The following is a 26,281-nucleotide window of genomic DNA, read 5'->3' on the forward strand; positions in this document are numbered from 1 at the left end:
TTTCTTTTAGTCCTTTTATTTAGAATACCCGGAAAGTGACAGAAGAGGGGTATGTTTCTTTAAATGTCAATCAATCCCCCTTTAATGTAGGTTTACCTATCGAAATCGGAGAATTCAACGTCACACAAATAAAAGAATTAGTCCAACGACATAAATTAAATTGGTCAGATACAGAAGTCGGACAATTAAAGGAAATGATTGATGGTCATCCTTATTTATTAAGAACTGCTCTTTATCAAATTGCCACAGGTAATTTAACTTTAAAACAACTTCTGAAAGTTGCTCCCACTGATGAGGGATTATTTAGAGGCTTTTTACATCCCTATCTTTCACTACTAGAAGAAGATAAATTGTTAAAAGCAGCGATGAAAAAAGTTATTGAGAGTGATATTCCTGTGCAATTAGACTATACACAAAGTTTTAAATTACGTAGTCTGGGCTTAATTAAATTTAAAGAAAATAAAGTTCAATGCCTTTGTAATTTATATCGTCTTTATTTTCGAGAACGCCTATCCGAATGATTACACCCAGCTTGAGAGGATGAAGCATCAATAATGAGTGGTAAAATTATTAGCGATGTCTACGACGGGCTACGCCTACGCAACGCCAACACCAAAGGCGATGCCTACGGCGGCAAGCTACGCACCCCAGTACACCCAACTTTCACAAGTGCGTAGCTGTAAGGCTTGTCGTCAGACATCGCACCTCAAAGTTACTAATTTATAGAAGTGCTAAAAGATAGTGCAGATGCTTCCAGTAGATGCGGATGGTGGTGTTGCCAAAAACTCAAAATTTGTTCGCCAACCTGTTGAGGATAGAAATAGTGAAAAAAATGATACCCTTGTGGGCATTCCCAAAGTTTATCTTCTGGCTTGAACCAATTTAACCAGTCATGCAATGCAGGTGGATTGACTACTGGATCGCTCTTGCTACCACATACCATCATTGGCATAGAAACTCCACCCTTGGGTAAATAAACCAACTTAAATAAAGAGTGTGACGTGGGAGATTGTTCTAAATCTTTATCTAAGGCAGCTACTAACTTTTTAGTGGTATGAGGTGGTTGATTGCCAAATAGACTGCGAACGCTACTTGCTAGAATTAGTTCACGGCTGATGCTAAAAAGTTGTCGTTGAAAGTAATAGTGAGCTTGCCAATTGTTTGCAGGTTGAGCTGCTACAGCTAGCAGAGTGAGCGATCGCACTTTTTGCGGAAATCGCCGCGCAAAGGTTAAAGCGATCGCACCACCCATAGCATGTCCTACTAAATGCACGGGGCCGCGGCATTCTAAAAATTCATACAGTAAATCTACAGCTTGATCTATGGAACTGGCTTCATCTTTAGTTTGCTGATATTCCCAATGGGCAACATTTATATAACTAGATAAATATTCAAGTAATGGTTTATCAAAACGCTGCAAAGCTGGACTGGCACTTAACCATAAAACATCAAATGAATCAGACATAAATACCTAGAACTTCTAAATTAAATTATCAGTTTCAACAAAGGCGTACAGTTAGCTGTACGCCCTAAATCTCTACAAACCAAATTCTGTCTTCAACTGAGCAACCCAAGTTTTAATTCGCTCATCTGTTAAATCAGATTGACTACCTTCATCAAGTGCCAATCCGACAAACTTGCCATTTCTCAAAGCTTTAGAATTCTCAAAGTCATATCCCTCAGTTGGCCAATAACCAACAGTTTTACCACCCCGTTGGGAAATTTTTTCTTCTAGAATTCCGATTGCATCTTGGAAGTTATCGGCATAGCCATATTGGTCTCCATCACCAAAATAGGCAACTAGCTTTCCACTAAAATCTATTTCATCTAGATCGGAGAAAAAGCCTTCCCAATCGCTCTGAAGTTGACCAATATCCCAAGTAGGAGAGCCAATAATCAGCAAGTCATATTCATCAAAAGTGCTACTATCCGCCTCGTAAATGGGATGTAATGTCACAACATCATCACCAAACTCATCCCGAATTTTTTCAGCATCAGATTCAGTGTTACCAGTTTGAGTACCGTAAAACAAACCAATTTTTTTTGACATATTGACACCTGAGAAATAAATAGTTGTGTGCCCTGCTAAAAAGTCGCCTTGAGAGGTTGGTTAATCTGCCCATCAAGGCATCGACTCCAGTGTTTGAACAGCCACGCAAGTCAAAAGCCTTATCTTTTCAGAAAGTTTGCCAATAGCTGAAATACATCACTCACTTAATGAGTATTACTCTCAATAACCCTGAAGATATACTATCAGACTAATTGAGAGTCTTTTTCATTTAAATGAGTAAACTTTTGTTAAGTATTTCAGGAAACAAACCAAAAACTAGACGAGGCAGCAAGAATTCTCATACCTTAATTGGTCAAAAACTTCGCACTGACTTGAATAGGAGTATTGAGATGAACGCCTGAACAAAAGAGTTTAGACTAAAAGCGATACAAGACTTGATCTTGCAGGAGTTATGTGATACTGTTCTTTGGCTACATTAAATACGTTAAATCGATTGAGTTACCGTATTTAATATTAAGAGTGAATAACGCACTCTGCAAGAAGATAGTTTAAATCGCTATAAAATATCGATAACCCTTGTTGTAGAGACGTGATTTATCGCGTCTTACGATATCCTCACAAAATATTCCTGATAATTACTAGTTTCAAAAATCACTTCGGTAAAGGAGGCTAGAGGGAGTAAGTTTTTTGTGCATTTATGAAATTAATCCAAATACTGAAACTAGCTGTAATTCCGGTTTTGACTGTATTTAGCTTTGTGTCTATATCAAATACAGCACTAGCTGACTATTTAAATAGTCAAGGATCAGGAGGTAATTACCGTTACGAATTATGGTCTACAGATAATAATTATTACTATTTGAAAGTTTGGCGATATGAAGCAAATCCAGAAAGTGACCCATATACCACAACTCAAGGATTTGCTTCTAGTAGGGAAGCTTTAATTTATTTTGATTGCAATTACGCAGGTACAAATTTACCAGAATGTTCTCAATGATGATTTAGAACCCACTCAACATAATTCGTAGTTCGTAATTAAAGAATTCAATTACGAATTACGAACTTGTACTGAGCGTAGCCGAAGTATTACGAATTAAACTTCGGCGGGTTGATATTCTTGTTGTCTTTCCACAAAAGTCTGAACACGGGTGCGGTAGTTTCTCACAGTTTCATCTACCCATTCGCGATCGTTGCTATTTGCATACAAATGCACCAGTGGTTCGCTGGCATCTGGTAAAACTAACAGCCAACTGTCATCGTAGGGTTGACAAATTTTTACTCCATCAATGAGTTCTAGGTTTTGGGCTGGGTGAGTTTCTACCAAGTAACGCATCAAAGCACCCTTGGCTGTCCACGGGCAACGGACTGTATAACTTTTGTGAATTACACGGGGCAATTCTGACCGCGCCGCAGCAAGCGATCGCTCCTGTATAGTCAACATCTCAATTATCTTGGCAATACAGAACATAGAATCAAATCCCGGATGCAGTTGCGGGAAAATAAAACCAGTCTCTCCACTACCTCCAATTACCACATTCGGGTTTTTCTGGCAAGCCTCCATTAAAGCTGTAGGATTGGCTTTAGTGCGAATCACTCTACCATCATGGCGACGGGCAACTTGTTCAATAGCACTAGAAGCATGAACTGGTACAACTACTGTTCCTCTGGGGTTAGCAGTTAATATCATGTCTACCATCAGTGCTGTTAACATTTCCCCACGAATTGGATAGCCGGATTCATCAACTAAAATTAGCTGTTCTCCATTAGCGGATACTTGCACCCCAAAGTTAGCTTTCAATGCTTCCACTACATGACCTAACTGAGTTAGCAATCCTTCGCGATCGGTGATTGACATTGCCGTTTTATTGACACTGGCATTCAATACCACTGCATCAGCGCCAAATTTATCCAACATTTGGGGTAAAACTGCCCCTGATACTGCATAAACATAGTCAATCACCACTTTTGCGCGGCTATTACGGAGTGTATGAACATGCAATAATTTCTCAAAAGCAGTACAGTAGCGCTCCATGACTTGGCTAGGATAAGATACATCGCCAATTTCATGAATTAGCGCCCGCCGCATATCTTCCTTAAAGTAAGCCCCTTCAATTTTCTTTTCCAGGGCTTTGGTGATATTAATGCCCTTGGCATCCATGAATTCAATCAGAATGTAGTCAGGGCGGTCGGGGTGTACCCGGACGTGGATACCACCAGCTACCGACATTGTGGGTATAACTGTACGGGCGATGGGGATAGCTGTGGCATCAAGGTTTTGAATGTCAACACCTACCGACATTAAACCTGCAATCAGCGATCGCGTCACCATCCGAGAAATATTACGCTGGTCGCGGGAAACCGTTACTTTAGAACCAGGTTTCAAAGTAGAACCGTAAGCAGCTCCCAATTTCACAGCAAATTCTGGGGTGATATCGATATTAGCTAATCCTTGAACGCCACGTTGACCAAATAAATTTCGTTGGGCAGTGTTCCCCCAAATTAAGTTAATGTTTAAAACTGCCCCTGACTCAATCTTTTTACTGGGCCAAACGCGCACACCAGGGCTAATTTGGGCTTCTTCTCCCACCGTAGAAAGCGAACCTACAACAGCAGCTTCTAATACATGGGCGCGGCGGTCTACACGAGTGCCACGGGAAATTACACAGGCAGAAAGATGTGCTTCATCGCCAATAAATGCCCCATTCCACACGATGGGACGCTTGAGATTAGCATCAGCGCCAATAGTGACATTATCCCCAATTACGGTTCCTGCCTCAATCTGTACTCTTGCCCCAATACGGCAATTATCACCAATCACAGCCGGGGTTTCAATCACAGCCGTGCGATCGATGTAAGTATTTTGGCCTACCCATAATTCATGAGAAACTTCTTTGTAGGCAAAATCCAACTGGACTTTTCGATCTAACGCGTCATACTGAGCCTCACGATAGGCATCTAAGTGACCGACATCACACCAGTAACCTTGAGCAATGTAACCATACATTGGCTCATCTTTTGTTAGCAGTAAGGGGAATAAGTCTTTAGAAAAGTCACATTCAACGTTTGCTGGCAGATATTCCAAAACTTCTGGTTCGAGAATGTAAGTACCAGTGTTAACGGTATCAGAAAAAATTTCACTACTAGAGGGTTTTTCTAAAAATCGCCGAATCCGTGTTTCTTCATCGGTAATCACCACTCCAAATTCAATCGGGTTGGGAACCCTGGTTAAAATCAAAGTAGCTTTTGACTGTTTTTGTTTGTGATATGCGATCGCTGCCGTCAGGTCAAAATCTGTTATGCTATCCCCGCTAATAACTAAAAAGGTTTCATCAAGAAGTTCGGCAATGTTTTTTACACAGCCTGCTGTACCCAAAGGCTGATCTTCTTCGACAGCATAAGTCATCTGAACGCCAAAATCGCTGCCATCTTGAAAATAGTCTCGCAAGACATCAGGTAAATAATGCAATGTTGCAATAACTTCTGTAATTTGATGTCGTTTGAGGAGATTGATAATATGTTCGGCAATTGGTCGATTTAGAATCGGCACCATCGGTTTTGGTAGATCGCAAGTTAACGGGCGAAGCCGCGTTCCCGAACCCCCCGCCATCAGTACTGCACGCATAAATCCTCCTTAACTAGTTACAGCTTTCGCTATTTGAAAAACGTGTCAGATATATTTTGTTTTTCTTTCTCTAGTCTCCTATGGATATTGAGATTTGAGGAACTTCCACAAGATGCATATAGATTGGGGATTGGGGATTGGGAATGGGCAAAGGGAAAGGGGTAAGGGGGAAAAGTTAAATTTATCCCTTTACCCTTTACCCTTTAACCTTTTCCCCTGCCCCCTGCTCCCTATTTATTGGCAACGATAAAGTTCATATTCGTAGCCGTCTACGGTTGGCAAAGATCGAGTATTAGATGTAACACATTTTTTCGCGGTTTCTGCTACGGGTGCGTGAAAGTTTACCAGCCACAAGTCAAAAGGTCGTGGTAAATTTTTTAAAGTATTTTCCAAAGCAATGGTGGAAGCGTTCGGATCTCGATCTTGATGAGCCAGGAGAAACAGAGGATTTTGGAGTGAATCTGCAAGTTTAATCTCCCTGGCAACTCCCATCATTTCCCCAGTGTGTACATAAGTTTTGTGGGTGGTGGCAATCAGTACTGGTGTTCGGGATGTTTGTTGAATTAGTTGCACAAACAGGTCAGGACGATAATATTTTTGATAGCCGAGATTGCAAACTACTGTAACTGCACTGAAAAATCCCATTAACCAAATTACCATTACGGCTTTTTTCCCGTTTATTCCCCATTTACCTATGCTTGTTACCCCATTTTTCCCTGGCTCTGTTTCCATCTGGGGAGGATGCCAACAAACTGCAAGACTTGCACCTAGTAAAACCACGATCGCAGGAAAGTAAACAAAGTTATATCTAGCACCTCTGGTGAGGTCAATACCCAAAAAGTACGTAAAGATAAAGAATATTGCGATCGCACTGATAACGACTCCAGCAAGTACCTGAATCATCATCCGGCTTTCTGTGTGCTGTAGTTGAATTTTAATCCCACGCAGCAAAATTGGTACTGCCCAAATAAAGAAAGTTAGCATCACTATTCCAGAAGGAATCACAACCAAAGCTTGAGAAGATTCAACTGGTAATAGGGAAATCATTGCAATCAATGTTCCTAAAGCTTGAAAAATTGGGCTTAACCACTCTAGTCCAACGCGCGAACCTCGAATCCACTCGGTCAAAGCACCACGATTTTCATTCTCTAACAAGGTTGGTATCCAAATTAAACCCGCTACACAAGTACCTATGACAACGGCATAGATACGCCGCCAAGGAGGAGAGAAGAAAAGAGAAAATTTGCTGCTATTTTGCAATTGAAGCCAAGCCAGAAAAATCAAAACTACGACTTCTGTGCAAAGGGTAATGCTGAAAAAATAATGAGTAGCAATACCTAAAGCATTAATTCCGATCCAGAAAAGTGCTACCCATATAGGTAAAGATGTGCGGTTTTGAATATGACGTGTGGCGATTACTAAGCAGGTGAGGGAACCAATTACCCATAAGATTGCCAAAGTATAATGACGCGCTTCTTGTGCTAAAAATACGCCATAAGGTGATACTGCCATCATCGCAGCAGTCAAGTGTCCCACTAATGACGAACGAAACGCTACTCTACCTAATACGTAAACACACGGAATGGAGGCAGCACCGAATATCGCTGGTAGCAATCGCGCACCAAACAGCGATATTAATCCTCCATCGCTAGGAAATAACTTCATCCACAGGTAAGCCAGCACAAAATACAGTGGTGGATGATTATCTTGTGTGGCTAAGTTATGAATGACATCACCAATAGTTGCAGCTGGGTTTAGTTGCAGTGGTTGTAATAGGATATCAGGTGCGATCGCTCGATCGAGGGGAACTGATATAAAAGTATTCCCCAAGCTAAACACCAAGGTGGCAAACTCATCAGTCCAAGGAGGCTTTGCAGTCAAGTTGATTAGGCGCAAGCTGATGCCGACAATCGACCATATTAAGATCGGCAAGAGATGAACCCAGAAAGGAGGAAGGCGATGCCAATTATGCCAATGCTTGCGTTGTGAGCCAGAGTTTTTATCTGCCAGAGGCAGGAAATGTATAGCAGATGCAGTTAGCAACGAGATAATTTGTTTGTAAAAATAAAATGCACCTTGGAAAAGAACTCTCATTGCTGGGCCTCACAGTCATGGATTTGTAGATTTGACGTTTGAGATTTAAGTTCGTTCGTTCTAAAATCTAAAAACAAAAATCTAAAGCTCAAATCCCTCGTTGTGATTATTTCACGTCTGTGACGCGCCAGCTAAGTTTCAAATTAACCCAGAAATTCCAAATGGTAGCAACTGCGATCGCGATCAACTTAGCTAAATACTGATTTATTTCCAAGATATTATAGAGAAAGTTAATTATTAAAGCTTGTAATATAACTCCTGCCAAACAGACCGCACTGAACTTCAAGAATCGCTTGAAACGTTGATGCGAAGCACGTTGCCTCTGAGAAATATCACTAAAAGTCCATATATCATTCCACAAAAAATTATTTACGATTGCCACTCCAGCTGAAAGAATCGTACTGCGGGTTAAACCTAAATGAATTACAGTACGCAGCAAGTGAAACACCGTTAAATCCACAAACACACCACTAAAGCCAACAAACCCAAAACGGACAAATCTACCGATGGGGAAATTGACTTTTCTTTGCAATCGTCCTACTTTACCTGTGGAAAGCCGCAATCGCACTAAGTGGTGGATGTAATCTATATATTGCTTCCATGTCACCTTACTCTCGCCCTCTTTGCGTTCGCAAAAGACATACCCAACTTCGGCAACTTGGTCTACTTTTCCTCGGCCAATTACTTCTAGGAGAATTTTATATCCAACTGGATTGAGTGTTACACCTGCGATCGCACTCCGACGCACCATAAAATAACCACTCATCGGGTCAGAAACTCTGCCCAATACCCCCGGTAAAATTACCAAGCCTAACAACTGAGCGCCACGAGACAAGAAACGCCTAACAACACTCCAGCTACTAACACCGCCTCCTTCTACATGACGGCTAGCTACTGCCAAATCTGCTCCTTGCTCAATATTAGCTAACAGTTGTATTAGTACCTCTGGTGGATGCTGCAAATCTCCATCAATCACTCCCAACACACTACCCGTAGCTGCTTGCCATCCACGAATCACTGCTGAGGATAGCCCCCGTTCCTGTTGGCGTCGCATTACTCGCAACTGGGGGTATTCTTTCGTCAAAGATTGCGCTATCTCCCAGGTTCGGTCTGGGCTATCATCATCTACCACTATTAGTTCATACTTTCCTGCAATAGATTCATCCAGTAATTGACTCAATATGCTGACTACATTTTTGATGTTGTCACGCTCTTTATAAGTAGGAATTACTAGAGAAAGATGAATAGAATTATCATCTGTACCCACGGGGTTGGGGGGCAACTCTGAAATCTTTAGCGGGCCGGTTGATACTGTTAACAACGAGTTCGATGAGTTTGTTTTCATATTCCAAATTGCAAAACGAGGGTGTGTAAAGTCCGTGGAAAATAGAATCAAACATCTGGTGCCTTTATTGACTGAACTTAGTTACTCAAAAGTCGAGGAATCCTTTTGTTACAGTTAGTTGCCCTGAAAGTTTAGTAATTTCCGCACTTCGATTTCTAGTATTTTCCTAAATTTATCTAAGTTTTACATCTTACCCCTTATTTTTATGATATTATACGAAGAATTACGTATTTTTAGCAAAACATTATGTACTTTTCAGTAAACTAAGTCAGCAAATATACAGTTTATTCAGCATATCTTTATAATTATTTAATGAGACTACAGGGAATATTAATTTAGTATGGAGTATCGGTAATTTGGTTAATGTGCGTATACATTATTGTTTTTACAGCAAGGTAAAAATAAAGTGCAAATGTTGATTACATAAGCTTGTTACATCCGTAAAAACTTATTTTTTGATGCAATAAGGAATTAATTAAACACTACAAAAAAATCAAAACATTTTTTGGAGAAATAGTTATAGCTATTTCTTAACTATAAGAGCAGCTATAAATTCCTGTTTGATTTTTGAAAAAATGAACTACTCCATAAGGTAAGAGGTAGCTAAAGTTTCTTGATTATCTCTTTTTCGGAGTAATTTGATCGACAAAATGAGACGAGATAAGTACAGTCCCATTTTGTCAACGTTTAGCAATATAAAAAATCAGTTTAACAAAAATTAATATGTTACTAAATAAGTATACTATTTAGTAGAGACTCGATTGAAAATATGTCAAAAGTAACATTATAAAATCCCCCGGTAGGGCATTGCAAAAAAGAGAAAAATTTTGTTTGTTATTAAAATGATGGCGTAGTTTTATTGCTTGTTTTGAATAAATGAACCTCTAAAAATACAGGGTAGATCATGCATATTCCTGATGGATTTGTTTCTATTCCAGTGGCCGGGGCTACTGGTTTAGCGAGTGTGGCAGCGTTGTTTGTTGCCTTCGGGCGATCGCAAGAGGCTTTTGGTATTCGTCGTGCCCCGATATTGGGACTAACCACCGCCTTTATTTTTGCTGCCCAGATGATCAATTTTCCAGTAGCAGGAGGTACTAGTGGTCACTTGTTAGGGGGAACCTTAGCTGCGATCGTTTTGGGCAGTCCTTGGGCAGGAACGTTGTGTCTTGCCACAGTTTTAATTATTCAAGCCGTGTTATTTGCTGATGGTGGCATTACAGCCTTGGGAGCAAACATTTTTAACATGGCAGTAGTTGGGGTTTGGGTTGGCTGGGTTTTAACCGAAACCTTGCAAAGGCTGTTTGGAGGGTCTAAAGGGCGCTTACCCTTGGCTGCTGCAATCGCCGCTGGAGTGAGTGTAGTGGTAGCTGCGATCGTTTGTGCCATTGAATTGGCTCTCTCTGGAACTGCACCGGTAGCGATAGTTTTACCAGCCATGACTGGCGTGCATATTTTAATTGGCATTGGCGAAGGAATGATTACCGGGGGTGTGTTGACCTATCTGGCCAGAGCCAGACCAGATATGTTACCAGGCGAACAGCATGAGTTTCGTGGCTGGTCAGTGCCTATTGTCACCATTTTTTTGATTGCAGGAGTGCTGTCACTCTTTGCCTCAGCCTGGCCCGATGGGTTGGAGAAAGTTGCTGAAAATACAGGTTTCATTCACTTAGCCGAGAAAGTACGGATAATTGTGCCGACTCCCTTAGCTGACTATGGAATTGAGGGTTTAGGGCCAATTGGCACTAGTATCGCTGGGCTGGTGGGAGCTGCGGTTTGCTTTGCTGTTGCCTTTGGAATTGCCAAGGTAGTGAAACCGAATAATGCTTAAACTTTCCTTACCGCTACGTTTACAACTGTCTCTAGCGATCGTGGTGGGAGCAGCTTTATTAAAGCATCATGCCTGGTATGGACTAAGTGTATATGGCGCGATCGCACTTTTATGGGCTTGCTTCTTGCGCGTACCAATTCGCCAATTGGGAGGATTACTCGGCACAGAATTGATTTTTTTGTCATTGCTAGCATTGCCCTTGGGATGGGAACGAGCCAGTTTTTTGCTAGTTCGTTCGCTGGTTTGTCTGGTGACGATGAATAGTTTTTTGTTAACCTTACCGCCCCACAGTTTCGGCATTGCCCTGAAAAGCTTGCCAGTACCAGCACCTTTAAAGCAAAACTTGTTATTAGCTGGGCAATATATGGAAATTTTGCTCTCAGAAGTAACGCGGATGCGGCGCAGCGCCCAACTACGCGGTTTGAATGGAACTACGGGATGGTTGCGCTATGCCAGTGCAGCTATGATTGGAGCTTTGTATCTCCGTAGTTTAGATCGAGCAGAGCGAGTCTATGCGGCAATGGTAGCTCGTGGTTACAACGGACAATTACCCATAGATTCTACCCTTAGACCAAAAGAACGTTTTGCCTTATTACTAGCTTGGGCGATCGCTGCTAGTGTAACTCTAACTTCTTACAAGATTTAACCCACTCCTTAGTAGAGATGCAAAATCGCGTCTCTCACTAAAACGCGAGCAATCGCGTCTCTACTCCCTTACATATTGAGTTTGTAAATTTTGAAATCATTAACTTCTAATCCCCAATTATCAACCCATAACCCCCATACAGCTGTAGTCGAGGTTGAGAACCTGGTGTATGCATATTCCCACCAAGAGCCAGTATTACAGGAAATATCTTTTACCTTGAACAAAGGCGATCGCGTTGCATTGATGGGAGCAACAGGTTCTGGAAAAAGTACCTTGTTGGAGAACTTAATCGGCTTAAAACAACCGCAAACAGGAAAAATTACCATTAATGGCATTCCCGTAGAACCGCAAACTTTACCCCAAGTGCGTCGTCAAATAGGCTTTAGCTTCCAAGATGCCAACGACCAACTATTTATGCCCACCATCTTAGAAGATGTTACCTTTGGGCCGCGTAACTATGGGATATCATCAGCAGAAGCAAGCGATCGCGCCCGCCAGTTATTAGCTGATTTTGGTCTAGAAGCCTACGCTAATCGTTCCGCCCACGAACTTTCTGGTGGACAAAGACGCCTAGCCGCCCTAGCCTCAATTTTAGCCCTAGAACCAACAATTCTAATTTTGGATGAGCCAACTAACGGTCTCGATCCAGCATGGCGTCGTCATTTGGGGCAAGTATTATTAAAGTTACCTGTGCAAGCGATTTTAATTGCTTCCCACGATCTAAATTGGTTAAGCAGAGTCACTCAACGCGCTTTGGTACTTTCTGGTGGTCGTATTCAAATAGACAGTGATATTCAACCACTATTACAAGATGGTGCTACTTTAGACCAGTTGGGTTTGCCGATAGATTGGTGATTTGGGCATTGGGCATTGGGCATTGGGTATTGGGAAAGAGGAGGCAGAAGTTCTTTAATTTTGGATTTTGAATTTTGAGTCGCACCTTTGGTGCGCTTCCAGCGCAACTTGAATTTTGAATTGATTTCTCCCCCTGCCTCTCTGCGTCTTGTGCCCAATCCTCTCATTTCCCCGTAATATTGGATACTATATTGTGGGTTGAATTGCTGTTGGGGTGTTAATGTCTGTTTTACATAAATATACTGTTCTTGTTCCTGTGAGCCTAAGTATTGCTTTGTTAGTTGCTAGTTGCAGTGACAATAAAGTTTCCCAGTGCCAGCGACTGATTCGAGTTGTGAATGCTGGAACTTCTCTAATTGATAAAAATAAAGGAACACAAGTGATAACTAGCATACAGTTATCTAAAGATTTAGACTTTGTGACTAAATCCATTGGAGAACTGAAGCTAACAGATCCGAAGCTGAAAGAATTTCAAAGCAGTTTTGTGAAGATTTTTCAAAATCTTAGCCAAGCGATCGCCAAAGCAGGTAAAGCACTTGGTGCAACCAAGACAGCACAAGCCTCAGAATCTGGAAGAGAAAAAATCCAAAAGGCTAGAGCCGAAATTGATTCCGCACTGACAACAGCTACAACTCTTGGCAAACAGTCAGATACATTAGTGAATCAGATGAATAAGTATTGTAGCGAACCAGAATAATCTATCTAGGATATTGGGCATTGGGCATTGGGCAGAGGGGAAAAACTTACTGCAACTTCTCCTCTGCTCTTTCATTAGACTTCTTGCATAAGTCGGGAAAAGGGGAAGGTGGGGTCCCAAGAAGGGGATAAGGGGCAGGGGGAAGGGGAAAAAGTTCTGTATCGTCCCCTTCCCCTTTAACCTTTACCCTTTTCCCTCTCTTGCAAAAAGCACTTTTGCAAGAGGTCTATTCTCCCACTGATACAGCGATAGCTCTTAGAAATACAGTAACTTTTATCACTTCTTTTTTAAAAAATTTCCTGACGTACACCAACTTTACCTGTCAAAAGAAGTATTGGTGCAAGTCAAATGAAATACCAGGAGTGATATGAGTCTACTGATGGCGAGTGTGCTGGCAACAGCGCCAATATCTGCGCTCAATTTACCAGAAAAGTCCGTAATTCTGCCAGAAAACCCGGTGCAGCAGTCAACACAGGATAATTTATCTCAAGTTGTCTCACCTGCTCAAATTACACCACCTGAATTCGTGCAACCAGATATAACTACCTCGTCAGCGATAAAAAATAAGTACGATAATATACTTAGAAAAAGTAGAGACAAAATTCAATTTATCAGTTCACCTAACTTACCTGAATCAAAAAATACTCAACCTATAGCAGAAGTTGTACAGAACCAGGAAAGTACAGAAGAATTTTCTCCATCTCCTCATCCTCCAGACTCAGACAACCCAATGTCTCAAGTCACCTCAGTATCACAACTCCAGGATGTGCAACCCTCCGACTGGGCTTTTGCTGCTTTGCAGTCTTTAGTAGAACGCTATGGCTGCATTGCGGGATACACTGATGAGACTTATCTGGGGAATCGTAGCATCAGCCGTTATGAATTTGCGGCTGGTTTAAATGCTTGTTTGGAGAAGATTAACGATGCGAACGCTAACAATAAAATTAATACTGTTAATAATGAAGATTTAATCCTGCTGCAAAAGTTACAGGGCGAATTCAAAGCAGAGTTGCAGCAATTACAGCAGCGTATCGAGGTTGTGGAAAAGCAGACTAGTGAATTACAAGGAAATCGGTTTTCCACAACTACTAGGTTATTTGGTCAAGCAATTTTTAGCGTCCAGGGAACCAATAGCCCCGATGTCGATTTATTTCCGAGAGATGGCGTACCTGAACGCCAGGGAAAAACCAATCTGACGTTTACAAGTAGCGCCCAACTAACCTTAGCAACTTCATTTACAGGGCGAGATTTGCTGTTAACAGGGCTGTCTGCGGGTAATTTGGGTTCTAATGCATCATTGTTATCTACCAATATGGGGCGGTTGGGATTCGAGTCAAATACAGACAACAATCTAGTTATTAGTGACTTATCTTATCGGTTTCTGGCCTCGCATAACTTGGGAATTGTCGTCGGTACGGCCGGAGTCAACCCGATTAACACCTTTCGCGGTATTAGCCCTTTAGAAGGTTCTAGTGATGGTGCAATTTCTCTATTTGGTCAGCGAAACCCGATTTTAAGTATTGGTAACGGCAGTGGTGGTATAGGCTTTGACTGGGAAATTAGCGATCGCATCAGTTTGCAAGGCGTTTATAGTGCCGAAATTCCCAGTTTTGCTGGCGATACCAAGCAGGGCGGACTATTTGGTGGTAGATATACTGCTGGCGCTCAGTTAAGTTTAGCACCCACAAATAACATCGATGTCGGCGTACATTATCTCTATTCCCACTCCCCAGATGGCTTACTGGGAGGTGGTATTGGCGATTCTCAACTGATTTCACCTTTTGCAGCTCCTACAGCTTTCGATACCCAAGCCATTGGCGCTACCGTTGCTTGGCGAATTAACCCTAACTTGCAATTGGGCGGTTGGGGTGGCTTTACTTCTTCCAAGCCATTTAAACTTTCGGGAAGTGTAGAAACTACCAACTGGATGGTATTCGCAGCTTTTCCTAATTTGTTGCGTCCTGGGAATTTAGGGGGCGTTCTCGTTGGACAACCGCCCAAAATTACTTCCAGTACTTTACCCGACGGCTTCAATTTTCCCAACTTTTCTGATGGGGGGACAGCAGGTGGACGTAGTGACACATCAATTCACGTAGAAGTTTTTTACCGCGCCCAACTCAGCGACAATATCGCCTTGACTCCAGGCTTATTCGTTATTCTCAATCCGGATCACAATGCTGCTAACGATGCATTAATCGTTGGGACATTAAGAGCAAGTTTCCGGTTTTAATTTTGTACTGATGAAAATGTAATAAAATACGCTGTTTAAATACTGGTTAGTTCAGTATTAGATATTTTCACGATCCATTAGGAGCAAGGAAAAGTCATGCGTAAACATACGCGTATTTTTTTTGTATGTGATTAAAGGAGCAAATTTTTTATGAAATTAAATTCATCAGTTCATTTGGGTTGTTTTCTTGTTAGCAGCAGTTTAGCCGCAGTCTTCATCGGTTTAAGTGGAACAAATGCTTCTGCTCAAATCACAATTCAAAGCACTGGCACATTATCGGGTACTATCCAACTTCCCAGAAATAATCCCAATTTCAATCAAAGCATTACTCGTGTTGATACAGACGACACGGGGACTTACTCGCGGAACTTAGGTACTAAGAACAATCCTAATTATGTTCCTATATACAAGTCAGACTATGTGCAGGTACAAACACGCTCTGATGGTAGTCTGCATTATTTTGTTGACTTTAAAGGCATTCCGATTGTCTCCTTTAATGGCGTTCTTACTTCGCCGATTCTCTCTGGTGGTGAGCTGACACCCTATAAATACCAAGGACAATTGGCAGGAACCACGTTTCAAGGAGTAGTTCAGGATGAATTTAATCTCACCAAAGCCTTATACACTGGTATTGTCACCGATCCAAACACTGGAAACCAGTATCAGGGCACTTTTGAAGTGAGTGGATATGGAGTCCGATATAGCGATCGCAATGGTAGCGCCACCCCCACAGTCTTTGATTTCAAATCCGATCTCCCAGGTTCGCCAAAGGTGACATCTTTGGAAATGACTAACTCACCCCTAGCAAGAATACAAATCAAAGTACCTGCAACTGCAACTCTCATAACTCCTACACCAACTACTGGTAACGGTAGTACACCCACTCCCCCACCAGTAAGTAGCGGTGGTAGCACACCCACTCCCCCACCAGTAATTAGTGGTGGTAGTACACCCATTCCCCCATCAGTAATCGATGGTAGTGCGATCGCTCCTACACCTGTAGTTAGTGGTGGTAGTGCGATCGCTCCTGCACCTATAGTTAATGATGGAAACACATTCACTGTTACGCCAATGGTTGATGGCGGCAACACATTCACTGTTATACCAATAGTTGATAGTAGCGCTTCCTCGACACCTACAACGTACACATCTGGGTCGAATTCACCATCAATTTCTACTACACCTAATATGGAATTGAGCAATGGTAAGTCCCTAGAGGTGAATCAAGTAGTTGTCAACCCTGCAACCCTTGCTCAAGCCGCTTGTTCGCAAGATTCTACTAAGAGTTGTACAATGCCCACTTTAGCAAAACAAGCGATCGGCCCTCGTAGTCGAGTGCTACTGCGTTAGTTAGGGACTTTTCAATAAAAAATATCCAACACTTCTTGTGGGGTGTGCGTCTCGTCATTACCAGCACTATTAACCGCAATTCTATCTCTTCCCTCGTTGGCGCTGGCACTGTCACCCGATGACGAAATTCTGAATTTCCTGCTTTTTTAGGTGGTTTACTCGTAGTTTTTTCAACACAAGGGTGTTGAATTTAAGCATTGAGTTATCCCTACTTGACAAGATTCTAAGTTTCTTAACTTGACACCAATGGCAAGATGCCCACTCCACAGGAGTTAATTGGATATTTTTTTATTTGGAAGTTCTTTAACCCAAGTTGCTAGTTATCAAAAAATACGATTCTAACCCAGTCAATTTAAGGCTTTGAGCAATTAACACTGTTTTAACCTATATGACTACGGCTATAATATCGTGTTCGTTTAAAAACTTGTCATCAAGACCGCAGGGGGCAGGGGGAGAAAGAGTTTCTTTTATCTGCTCAGATGTAGCAAATCATAACTGATTAGCCGGACATGATATAACTAGCAACTTACGTTAATTACCTAGCCTGTTTCTCGCCTTTGGCGAGTACTACGAATTAAGAATTACTTACGCACTTGACCGCTAAACCCCGCAGCCTTGAACTGTTTTAGCTTCAATGGAGTAGGCTGATTCGCAGGTACAGAAATTCTCAATTCAAAATCGCTAATACCTGGTGGCACCTCGGTAATAGAACCTAAGCGAGTGCGGTTTTGCATCACCGAGTCATTATTAGCATCATAGATGCGTCCAAAAATATCTGCGTCGTATACTGTTTTATTAGTGCCATTTTCTGCTTTGCCAACGACAAGAAAACAATTGGCAGCAGCGCTACCACTACTGATAACAGCCCCTTGTGCTAGTTCTGGTGGACAATCTTTATAGGAAACATCAAATAGTTTAATCTGTGTCAGGGCTTCAGCTGGGGGAATAATCACCCACGATAGAAAAGTAATAAGACATGAAATAAAAACGACCGTGAGTGAACGCAACCGCATAAAAGACCCCGTGAGTTAATTTAGCAAACAATATTTAACTTACAACCTCAGCTTACCTGAATTTAACTACAGAGGATTGGAGACTTGAATTTAACATTTGTAATAATTAGGAGAATAACCCCTCAATTGCTATGAAATTATGACTCCAGATGAGATTGAAGTAGCTATGTTTGCAGCCTTTAATGATTGTGATGCAGCAAGCTGTCCTCTCACTGACACGCAGAAACAGATATTATTGCAAGTGGTTGAGCAAACTCAGGGAAATTCTACCTCTGGGAAGTCAAATGTTGCTAATCCTTTAGACGAACTTACCCCAGAGGAATTAGAAGCATTTTTACAATTTGTGAAGGAGGAAGAACAACACAACCGCACTTGGAAAGTGCAATTACTCAACGACTGGTTGCTGGAAAATGACTCTGGAACGGTACAATTTATTCGCCAACGCTATGGTTTACAGTGGTTGAATCGGGTTGAGTCATATCATTTTGACAAGTATTCTTATTTTGAGGATGCACTGAAGTTAAGAGTAGGCGATCGCATTGAAATTTCCAATGCACTATGGGAATGGGTGCAAGAAGATGGGCCTTGTAAGCGGGAATGGTTTCCCTGTATGGTGATTAAGGTTAAGGAAATTAGCGATAGCGATGATTCCTCTACTAATTGCGTCGTCCGCTTCTTCAATGGCGCTGAGTATGAAATTCAAGGTATGTATGAATGGAATCGCTACAATTGGCGCTGGTCTCAAAAGGAGTAAGGAGTGCTGAGTTTTTAATACTTGTGAGTGAATCTGCGAATCAAATCATGGCCTGAACAATGCCCAAGCCAAAAACCTCTCAGTATAATACAACGCTAATTGATTGCTTACACCGTTGAAAACAGCATCAAAAGCGTGTTCTGCCCAAGGAATTTCTAGAAAAACCGCAGTGTTGCCAGAGTCATGTAAACGTTCGTACATCTGTCTGCCAAATCGCGCTTGCACCAAATGGTCGCGACTGCCGTAAATTAATAAAGTTGGCGGTAAAGGGTGCGTTAGGTAATTTATCGGTGAAGCAATTTGATACTGATTGGGCAATTCTTCTACAGAACCACCAAGAAATGCTTTTAAAACAGCGCGAGAATTTATCGGATCGGGATTTGGTGGTGTCTTGTATCCTTCAGTTAAGTTAACAGGCCCGTAATAGTTCACCACAGCACGAATGGGTGGTGCATCGGGTTGATAAGCCGCTAGCATTGCTAGATGTGCCCCAGCAGAACGTCCTAAAAGTATCATACGTTCTGAATCGGCTTCATATTCAGCTGCATGTTTGCGAATAAAATTTAGGGCTGTACGCACATCATCTAACTGAGATGGAAACTGATATTTAGGTGCGTGTCGATAGTCGATCGCAAATACCGTATATCCATGATTTGCAATATATTGATTAAACTCAGTATTGGCATGAGTATTGCCATATTGCCAAGCTCCACCATAAATTACTACCACTGCTGGATATTTCCCTACCTCTAGGGGTTGGTAAACTTCCATTTTTAAAGGTATTCCCCCAGGAGAAGCAAAGAGAATATCTTTTTGATGACGCGTTTTACCTAATGGAATACCCCAAAAGAAATTAACTAAGTCAAAGGAATGGGATTGCATTTTAGCCCTGACTTTGACTGGAATTTGCTCTAGATAATTTGCTCCCAGCCCTTGTTTCATCGCTTTAGCCATCTGCATTTGAGTTGGTGGAATATTTACTAGCACCCATCCACAAATTAGCAATCCGATGAAACTGAAAATGCAAACTAAACGCTGTAATTTACGGCGACGGATATAGAATAAAGACAGCAATACAAAGAGCAGATTTAATAAAAATAACCAAGGGCTGACCTCTGGTGCTCCCACTGCAAGGGTAAGGAAAAACATATTTGGAGCAGGAAGAATAATCCAAGAACTAAGAAATAGAGTTGCCAAACTGAGTAATAATGCAACCGATGATAAAAATGTTTTGGGTTTAAAAAACATAGATTAAAATGCGGTAGTAATGACTTCAAAGAAGTACAATTTATCCGCTAATGCTAGGGCGTGTCATCAATTGAGCCAGATCGCAGAAGCAGCCAGATAAATATAAATAGCACCTAGAAAGTTGGTTGGCCGTTTATCATAGCGAGTTGCGTAGGCATCGCCTGGTACTGTTTGAGTTTAGCAAAGAAGTTTTCAATTAAATAACGAGCTTTGTACAAGTCTAAGTCGTAATCACGAGGATTCCTGCGGTTGCGCTTGAGCGGAATCACGACAGTTTTGCCTTGGGCTTGCAGGGGTTCAATCATGCGCTTATCAGCATCGTATCCTTTGTCTGCCAGCACCAAACAATATTTTGTTAGTATCAAGTGATTAACAGAATTTAACCTATCTGTGGATAGATAGTAATAGTTTGAATAAAAGTATATTTTCAGTAACGAAAGATACATAAATTTATAAAACATATGGCTGACATTGTTGATACTGCTGTTAGTGCTGGTTCCTTTAACACCTTAGTAGCAGCAGTACAAGCTGCTGGTTTAGTGGATACCCTCAAGGGCGCTGGTCCATTTACGGTCTTTGCACCAACTGACGAAGCATTTTCTAAGCTATATGAAGGGACAATGGACTCACTGCTTGCTGACGTTCCACTACTGATAAGAATCTTAACTTATCATGTTGTTTCAGGGAAAGTGTGGTCAACAGATGTGGTCAATTTAGACTCTGCTCCAACCGTTGAAGGAAGCAGCATCAAAATTGATGCATCTAATGGTGCTGTGAAAATCAATAATGCGACAGTTATTACGCCAGATGTGGAAGCTGATAATGGTGTGATTCATGTGATTGACACAGTATTAATTCCTGAATCTACATAGGCACTTGTTTTAATAGCTAATTTGTATTTCGATTTTGTAGGACAGCGATTATATTTAATTGCTGTCCTACAAATTTTTAGAAGCAGTATACCTCTTGCAAAAGTGTTTTTTTGCAAGATTTGGGAAAAGGGACTCATCTTGATTGGGGAACCCGGAGGTAAGCTGCCATAATGTCCGTCTTGCAAAACATTAATTTTGAGCTTTCCTCGATCAAAACGCCAAAGTTCTGGCACTTTTAGCGCTTCATAAATATTAGGATGAGTACGAGAAGTAATATCAATTTCTAGAGCTAAATCTGGAGGAGGATCTACTGCTAAATCTAGCCGCTTCTTGCCGCGAATCTTAGATTCATTTTTTATATAGAAACACTGATCGGGTTCTATACCTTGAGCCATTGCTTGGTTTTTGAAAGTGGTAGAACCAAGGCATCTAAACTCAATGTCTAATTCTTCCAAAAGAGCTTTGACTAAATCGCTAATAATTTCTTTATCATATTCATGTTCTGGCAGTGGTGCCATAATCTCCAGTATTCCCCTATCATAAGCAATTCGTGCTGCTCGGTGTTCACCTAAATCTTCTAGAATTGTTTCCAATTCCTGCCAGGTTACATCTCGTAGTAGCACTCTTTGTCCTGGTGGAACATGGATGCGCTTTAATTCCAACAACATCATCTCCACTCCCGATAGTTGAAACCTAAATTCAGCTTACTCTAGTTGACCTGATAGGGGCGACAATTTTTGCTGCTTCATAGAAGTGTATGCTGGAGCGATCGCTTCTATGATGAATAGAGTAGAGAAAAACCTCTGGGAACTCCAGAGGTTTTGGTTCCTGATTTAGTTTCTACTTGTTACTCCAATTTGTCCTGAGTCATTTCCTGATAATGGAGAAAATTATTTTTAAAACAAGATCCCCGATTTCTTAAACAGTCGGGGATCTGAGCTTTGCGATTGTATTAGATATTAGACTTTTTGGCATTTGTCGGGGTACGGGAGAACGCGAAAAGGGTGAAGAAACTCAAAATCCTTTCCCTTTAACCTTTACCCTTTACCCTTTACCCTAAGAGTGCAAAAACATATTTTTGCAAGAGGTCTATTGAGTGTCTACCCATCTACGCTATTAATTCTTTGCCTGTGGCTGCGAACCAGGAATCGTTACATCTATTGGTGTCACTTGTTTAGCTAACTGTGTCAATGGCGGTTGAATAGCGGTTTGATTCCCCACTACTAGAGTTACAATCTTTTCTGGTTTGAGATATTCTCGTGCTACCCGTTGGACATCGGCTGCTGTGGTGGCGGCGACGGCTTTTTGATAGCGAAAGAGAAAATCAGCAGGATAGCCGTAATATTCGTATCGCATCAAGCGTGATAAGGTTTGGCTGGGGTCTTGAAAGTTGAATACAAAGGAGTTGAGTGTAGACTCTTTGGCATAAGCCAATTCTTTTGCTGTCACTCTTTGAGTTTGGGTGCGCTTGATTTGGGCTTGTAAGGCTTTGACAAACTGGACGGTAGCATCCGATCGCGTTTCTCCACCAGCGATAAATATGCCAGGATAATCGTAGCGGGGACTCCACTGACCGTAGACAGAGTAAGCTAAACCTTGACGCGATCGCAATTCATTAAATAAGCGTCCACCAAATCCATTTAACACTCCATTCAATACATCCAGCGCTGCATAATCGGGACTATCGAAACGTCCGCCTAAATGCCCGATAAGCACACTACTTTGCGTCAGTTGGGGCTGATTGACAAAAAAGACTCCACCTGCATTAGCTGGCGAAACCTTTGGTAATGTGGGTTTAGCAATACCTGGGTTACGCTGCCAATCACCAAACTTAGCTTGAATGAGCGATCGCATTTTCTTAGCATCAAAATCGCCCACAATCCCCAAAATCATATTATTGGGGTGGAAATATTGCTGATAAAACTTGAGCAAATCTTCACGCTCAACTTTATCCACCGTCGCATACTCTATGGTGCGAGCATAAGGGCTATCTTTGCCATAGATTAATTTTTTAAATTCCCGATTAGCAATCCCATCTGGATTGTCATTACGACGGGCAATGCCACCTTTGGCTTGAGTTTTCGCCAAGTCTAGCTTTTCTTGAGCAAATACAGGCGATCGCAACACCTCAGCAAACAGCCCAAATACTGTTTCTAAATCTTCGCTGAGGGCGTCAAAGCTAGCACTACCAGAAGTTTCACCAATACCAACTTCCACAGATGCCGCCCGTTGTTCTAATATCTCGTTGAGTTCATCAGGCGAATGGTTCTTAGTTCCTCCAGTTCGCATTACCGCGCCTGTAAAACCAGCCAAACCAACTTTCTCCATTGGTTCCAAGCGATTTCCTGTCCGTACAAACGCCGTACCATTCACCAACGGTAACTCGCGATCCTCCATCAAATAGACAACCAAGCCATTTTGCAGCACAAACCGCTCATACTTGGGTAACTTAATCTCAGGTAGCGGTGGTAGCTGCAATTCTGTGTAATGTTTCGCCTCAGCCGTCGCCGCCAGAGAAAAATTACAAGTTAAAAGTAAGCACGCAAAAACAGCAACCAAAGCATAAATCAACCCTTTCCGATTTTGAATTTTCAACGCTATCTGCCTTTTAGCTTTCACCTTGTACTTGTGCATATCTATTTTCCTGTGCGCCCTTTGCGATTTGTTGTTCATGCTGCTTTCGACAACAACTTCCCAATCGTGCGATTTTTCGGCGTAAAAGTTTCCTTTGCCACCCGTTGAATATCAGCCGTTGTCACTGCTGAAATGTCATCCAACTGCTTAAACAAATTCCGCCAAGAGCCAGTTTTCACTTCATATTCCAACAATTGTTGAGCCATGCCCATATTGGAGTCGAGAGTACGTAACAAACCTGCCCGTGCTTGGGTTTTCACTCGTTGCAAATCAACCGCCGCCACAGGTTCAGTTTTTAATTTGTCAATTTCTTGACGTAAAGCCACCGCCACTTCATCAACTGTATGACCAGGAGCCGTGAGAGCATAGAAAAATATCAAGTTTGGGTATTTATCTCCAGGAAATCCACTGTAACCTTGAGCATTTAGCGCCAAACGTTGCTTTTCTACCAAAGACTTATATAGCCGCGATGTGCGCCCATCACTTAATAAACTGCCAATGATTTCATAGACGGCATTATCTGGATCGGTAATTGCCGGACGATGATAACCTTCTAAATACAAAGGTTGAGAAGGTAGTTGTACCATAACTTCTCGTGTTTGTTGTTGTGGCGGTTCTACTGGGATTTGTTCAACAGCTTTGGTTTTGGCTTGAAAGCGGCCAAAATAAGTTTGCGCCAGTTTTTTCACCTGAGTAGGATTGACATCTCCGACAATGGCAATGGTCAAATTACTTGGTACGTAGTGAGTATCAAAAAACTTTTGGACATCTTCTGGTGTCAGATTGCGGATATCTTCGTCATAACCAATCACCGGACGCCTGTAGGGATGGGTTTTGTAAGCAGTATCGATAAACTTTTCCACCATCAATCCAATCGGTGAATTCTCTATCCGCATCCGTCGTTCTTCTAAAATTACATCTTTCTCTTTATAAAACTCACGACGAATTACCGGATCGAGAAATCGTTCTGACTCCAACGACATCCAAAGTTCTAGCTTATTCGCAGGAAAGCTGTAAAAATAACGAGTCGCTTCGGTTGAAGTATTGGCATTTAAACCCACGCCACCCGCTTGTTCGACAATTTGCCCCAATTCATTTTGCTTGACTAGCTTGCCTGCTTGCGCTTCCACTTGCTCAAACTCAGTTTGTAACCGAATAACCTCAGCTTTTCTGCCATCGGCTTTCGCTGTTTTAATTTGAGCATTCAACTGCTCTAAGGTATCTAGTAGTGGTTTTTCTTTTTTGTAGTCTTGTGTACCAATGCGCGTTGTGCCTTTAAACGCCAAATGTTCCAAAAAGTGAGCTACACCAGTTTTGCCATCTGGCTCATCCACACCACCTACATTCGCATAAGTGACAAAAGAAACCACGGGCGCTTGATGTCGTTCCAAGACAAGAAATTTCAAACCATTGTCGAGACGAAACTCCGTTAACTGCTTAATAACTCGATCGAGATAAGGTTGGATTGAACTTTCAACTGGCGGGGTTGGAGTTTTAGTTTCTTGAGGAGGAGGTGCTGTCTGAGTTTGAGCGAGAGCAACTTCTGGCAGCAATCCCCACGAGAAGATAATTAAAGTCAAGAAAATGATAAACAACCGCCGCAATATTACAGATACTCGATCTAACCAATCCAAAATCGTTCGACTGAGCGACTTGTACTGAGCGTAGTCGAAGTAAGTCGAAGTCCCCAATCGTTCGACTGAGCGTAGCCGAAGTCTAAAATCTAAAATTGACCGACTGCTCTGGTTCATAAGCGAGAAGTAAGATAAAGTTACATTACCTAAATAACAGGATACTTAGCAAAAGAGCGTTAATCTTGTATTAAGCTTTCAGTGGCTCTTTGCATTTGACTTAGATAATAATGCTACAAATCTTGTTACGGATATCTAACCATAACTGTTATGCGAGTTTTTAATTCTTCCCCGCCCTCAGAGGCTCAGACGCGCACCCGGATTTTACACGCAGCGCAACGGTTGTTTGCCTCTCAGGGATTTGACGGCACTACCACCCGCGACTTAGCACAAGCCGCAGGCATAGCTGAAGGTACTCTATTTCGCCATTTTCCAAATAAAAAAGCAATTTTGGTGGAAGTAGCCACGAATGGCTGGGTAGAGATTCTGACAGATTTGCTCACAGAATTAAGTGAAATGGGCAGCTATAAAGCCGTCGCTCAGGTGATGCGCCGTCGGATGTGGAATTTCCAAAAAAATGCCGATTTGATGCGCGTCTGTTTTATGGAGGTGCAATTTCACCCCGATTTGCGCGATCGCATTCAATTAGAAGTCATTACCAAAATGACTGATGTCGGCGAAGCATTCTTTCAAACAGCGATGGATAAAGGTATTTATCGTCAAGGGGACGCGAAATTAGTTGCAAAAGTTTTCTTAGGAATGTTTGCGATCGCAGGTTTTTCCAACAACACCCTCATCGAACCTGACGCCTCTCCCCAACAAATGCAGGAAATGGCCGAAGGACTCGCTGATATTTTTCTTAATGGTGTTTTAGCTAAAGAGTAGGGAATTGGGCATTGGGCATTGGGCATTGGGCATTGGTTATTTGCCTTGTCCCCCTCATCTTCCCCTGCCTCCCCTGCTTCCCCTGCCTCCTCATCTCCCCCACTCAGCACTCAGCACTCAGCACTCAGCACTATTTTCGCTTGCTGACTCCACTGTTGTACTAGCTCAAGTGCTGGACACAAATCTCGTCGCTGCATTGTTGCTACCTGCAAGCGCATGATTTGTTGGTGCAATCTGTGAGTGGGAGTTTGAGCTAACTGCATTACAGAACCAATACCCGCATGAAGCAATAAACCACAATATTGTGTCCCGACACTGGGAATACGTGCCAAGTCAGCTAAAGCCATCCATTTATTTACATACTGAAGATGAATCTGTAGTTTATTTGCTAACGCTAGTCTTGACTCTAAAGTTTTCCCTTGTTTGACTAAAGCTACTGTGCTAGTAATCCCACAATTTTGAAGTTGAGATTGTTCCTCATGGCTCAGTCCAGGTAATTGCTCAATTGGCCAATCACGAGATTGGATACTAGTTTTACTATCTTTGTGTTTAGCAGACATTTTTGA

General features: G+C 42.0%; 24 protein-coding genes. 12 read left to right on the forward strand and 12 right to left on the reverse strand.

Annotated features, from left to right (window positions below):
* The first annotated feature begins 35 nt into the window (after nucleotides 1–35).
* Nucleotides 36–521, forward strand: a complete 486-nt coding sequence (locus RM368_RS22775) for an AAA-like domain-containing protein (protein ID WP_322696142.1) — start codon at nucleotides 36–38, stop codon at nucleotides 519–521.
* A 33-nt stretch (nucleotides 522–554) separates the two neighbouring features.
* On the forward strand, nucleotides 555–677 hold the full coding sequence (locus RM368_RS22780; protein ID WP_322696143.1) for a hypothetical protein: 123 nt from the start codon (nucleotides 555–557) through the stop codon (nucleotides 675–677).
* Nucleotides 678–715: 38 nt separating this feature from the next.
* Here RM368_RS22780 and RM368_RS22785 read toward each other — a convergent pair whose 3' ends face one another.
* Nucleotides 716–1,465: an alpha/beta fold hydrolase gene (locus RM368_RS22785; protein ID WP_322696144.1), complete on the reverse strand. Its 750-nt coding sequence runs from the start codon at nucleotides 1,463–1,465 to the stop codon at nucleotides 716–718.
* A 72-nt stretch (nucleotides 1,466–1,537) separates the two neighbouring features.
* Nucleotides 1,538–2,050 carry a flavodoxin FldA gene (gene fldA / locus RM368_RS22790; RefSeq protein WP_322696145.1) on the reverse strand — a complete coding sequence of 171 codons (513 nt, stop codon included), beginning with the start codon at nucleotides 2,048–2,050 and terminating at the stop codon, nucleotides 1,538–1,540.
* A 658-nt stretch (nucleotides 2,051–2,708) separates the two neighbouring features.
* On the opposite strand from fldA, the gene RM368_RS22795 reads away from it, so the two are divergent.
* The gene (locus RM368_RS22795) at nucleotides 2,709–3,008 is read left to right on the forward strand and encodes a hypothetical protein (protein WP_322696146.1); all 300 of its coding nucleotides are present in this window, start codon (nucleotides 2,709–2,711) and stop codon (nucleotides 3,006–3,008) included.
* Between the two features lie 96 nt (nucleotides 3,009–3,104).
* Here RM368_RS22795 and RM368_RS22800 read toward each other — a convergent pair whose 3' ends face one another.
* The 3 genes from RM368_RS22800 to RM368_RS22810 form a co-directional block, all read right to left on the reverse strand.
* Nucleotides 3,105–5,633 carry a mannose-1-phosphate guanyltransferase gene (locus RM368_RS22800; protein ID WP_322696147.1) on the reverse strand — a complete coding sequence of 843 codons (2,529 nt, stop codon included), beginning with the start codon at nucleotides 5,631–5,633 and terminating at the stop codon, nucleotides 3,105–3,107.
* Between the two features lie 234 nt (nucleotides 5,634–5,867).
* Entirely contained in the window at nucleotides 5,868–7,727 is a 1,860-nt protein-coding gene (locus RM368_RS22805; RefSeq protein ID WP_322696148.1) for a glycosyltransferase, read from the reverse strand.
* A 106-nt stretch (nucleotides 7,728–7,833) separates the two neighbouring features.
* Nucleotides 7,834–9,072 carry a glycosyltransferase gene (locus RM368_RS22810; protein WP_322696149.1) on the reverse strand — a complete coding sequence of 413 codons (1,239 nt, stop codon included), beginning with the start codon at nucleotides 9,070–9,072 and terminating at the stop codon, nucleotides 7,834–7,836.
* 904 nt (nucleotides 9,073–9,976) lie between these two features.
* Between RM368_RS22810 and RM368_RS22815 the strand changes: the two genes are divergently transcribed.
* The 6 genes from RM368_RS22815 (at nucleotide 9,977) to RM368_RS22840 (ending at nucleotide 16,678) form a co-directional block, all read left to right on the forward strand.
* Entirely contained in the window at nucleotides 9,977–10,900 is a 924-nt protein-coding gene (locus tag RM368_RS22815; protein ID WP_322696150.1) for an energy-coupling factor ABC transporter permease, read from the forward strand.
* A complete protein-coding gene (locus tag RM368_RS22820; RefSeq protein WP_322696151.1) occupies nucleotides 10,893–11,546 on the forward strand; it encodes an energy-coupling factor transporter transmembrane protein EcfT in 654 nt (217 codons plus the stop codon). The genes RM368_RS22815 and RM368_RS22820 overlap by 8 nt, the downstream gene beginning before the upstream one ends.
* Nucleotides 11,547–11,636: 90 nt before the next feature.
* Nucleotides 11,637–12,401, forward strand: a complete 765-nt coding sequence (locus RM368_RS22825) for an ABC transporter ATP-binding protein (RefSeq protein ID WP_322696152.1) — start codon at nucleotides 11,637–11,639, stop codon at nucleotides 12,399–12,401.
* Between the two features lie 220 nt (nucleotides 12,402–12,621).
* Nucleotides 12,622–13,098, forward strand: coding sequence for a hypothetical protein (locus tag RM368_RS22830; RefSeq protein WP_322696153.1), 477 nt, complete (start codon nucleotides 12,622–12,624; stop codon nucleotides 13,096–13,098).
* A gap of 367 nt (nucleotides 13,099–13,465) precedes the next feature.
* Nucleotides 13,466–15,328 (forward strand): iron uptake porin, encoded by a 1,863-nt coding sequence (locus tag RM368_RS22835; protein ID WP_322696154.1) that lies wholly within the window; start codon nucleotides 13,466–13,468, stop codon nucleotides 15,326–15,328.
* 150 nt (nucleotides 15,329–15,478) lie between these two features.
* Complete coding sequence (locus RM368_RS22840; RefSeq protein ID WP_322696155.1) at nucleotides 15,479–16,678, forward strand: hypothetical protein; 1,200 nt, start codon at nucleotides 15,479–15,481, stop codon at nucleotides 16,676–16,678.
* Nucleotides 16,679–17,259: 581 nt separating this feature from the next.
* On the opposite strand, the gene RM368_RS22845 is transcribed toward RM368_RS22840, so the two are convergent.
* Nucleotides 17,260–17,691, reverse strand: coding sequence for a biotin carboxylase (locus tag RM368_RS22845; protein ID WP_322681563.1), 432 nt, complete (start codon nucleotides 17,689–17,691; stop codon nucleotides 17,260–17,262).
* Nucleotides 17,692–17,830: 139 nt separating this feature from the next.
* Between RM368_RS22845 and RM368_RS22850 the strand changes: the two genes are divergently transcribed.
* Nucleotides 17,831–18,445 carry a hypothetical protein gene (locus tag RM368_RS22850; protein WP_322696156.1) on the forward strand — a complete coding sequence of 205 codons (615 nt, stop codon included), beginning with the start codon at nucleotides 17,831–17,833 and terminating at the stop codon, nucleotides 18,443–18,445.
* Nucleotides 18,446–18,490: 45 nt separating this feature from the next.
* On the opposite strand, the gene RM368_RS22855 is transcribed toward RM368_RS22850, so the two are convergent.
* On the reverse strand, nucleotides 18,491–19,693 hold the full coding sequence (locus RM368_RS22855) for an alpha/beta hydrolase (protein WP_322696157.1): 1,203 nt from the start codon (nucleotides 19,691–19,693) through the stop codon (nucleotides 18,491–18,493).
* Nucleotides 19,694–19,806: 113 nt separating this feature from the next.
* On the reverse strand, nucleotides 19,807–20,154 hold the full coding sequence (locus tag RM368_RS22860) for a transposase (protein WP_322696158.1): 348 nt from the start codon (nucleotides 20,152–20,154) through the stop codon (nucleotides 19,807–19,809).
* On the opposite strand from RM368_RS22860, the gene RM368_RS22865 reads away from it, so the two are divergent.
* Nucleotides 20,155–20,565 carry a fasciclin domain-containing protein gene (locus RM368_RS22865; RefSeq protein ID WP_322696159.1) on the forward strand — a complete coding sequence of 137 codons (411 nt, stop codon included), beginning with the start codon at nucleotides 20,155–20,157 and terminating at the stop codon, nucleotides 20,563–20,565.
* On the opposite strand, the gene RM368_RS22870 is transcribed toward RM368_RS22865, so the two are convergent.
* The 3 genes from RM368_RS22870 to RM368_RS22880 all read right to left on the reverse strand — a co-directional run bounded on the left by RM368_RS22870 (nucleotide 20,526) and on the right by RM368_RS22880 (nucleotide 24,950).
* Entirely contained in the window at nucleotides 20,526–21,233 is a 708-nt protein-coding gene (locus RM368_RS22870; protein ID WP_322696196.1) for a Uma2 family endonuclease, read from the reverse strand. The genes RM368_RS22865 and RM368_RS22870 overlap by 40 nt on opposite strands.
* Nucleotides 21,234–21,681: 448 nt before the next feature.
* Nucleotides 21,682–23,199, reverse strand: coding sequence for a pitrilysin family protein (locus RM368_RS22875; RefSeq protein ID WP_322696160.1), 1,518 nt, complete (start codon nucleotides 23,197–23,199; stop codon nucleotides 21,682–21,684).
* Nucleotides 23,200–23,234: 35 nt separating this feature from the next.
* The gene (locus tag RM368_RS22880; protein ID WP_322696161.1) at nucleotides 23,235–24,950 is read right to left on the reverse strand and encodes a pitrilysin family protein; all 1,716 of its coding nucleotides are present in this window, start codon (nucleotides 24,948–24,950) and stop codon (nucleotides 23,235–23,237) included.
* 150 nt (nucleotides 24,951–25,100) lie between these two features.
* On the opposite strand from RM368_RS22880, the gene RM368_RS22885 reads away from it, so the two are divergent.
* Nucleotides 25,101–25,715 (forward strand): TetR/AcrR family transcriptional regulator, encoded by a 615-nt coding sequence (locus RM368_RS22885; RefSeq protein ID WP_322696162.1) that lies wholly within the window; start codon nucleotides 25,101–25,103, stop codon nucleotides 25,713–25,715.
* A gap of 110 nt (nucleotides 25,716–25,825) precedes the next feature.
* Here RM368_RS22885 and RM368_RS22890 read toward each other — a convergent pair whose 3' ends face one another.
* Entirely contained in the window at nucleotides 25,826–26,275 is a 450-nt protein-coding gene (locus RM368_RS22890; RefSeq protein ID WP_322696163.1) for a DUF4332 domain-containing protein, read from the reverse strand.
* Nucleotides 26,276–26,281: the final 6 nt, after the last annotated feature.

It is taken from the genome of Nostoc sp. DedSLP03, assembly GCF_034530815.1.
In the GTDB taxonomy this organism is placed as follows: domain Bacteria; phylum Cyanobacteriota; class Cyanobacteriia; order Cyanobacteriales; family Nostocaceae; genus Nostoc.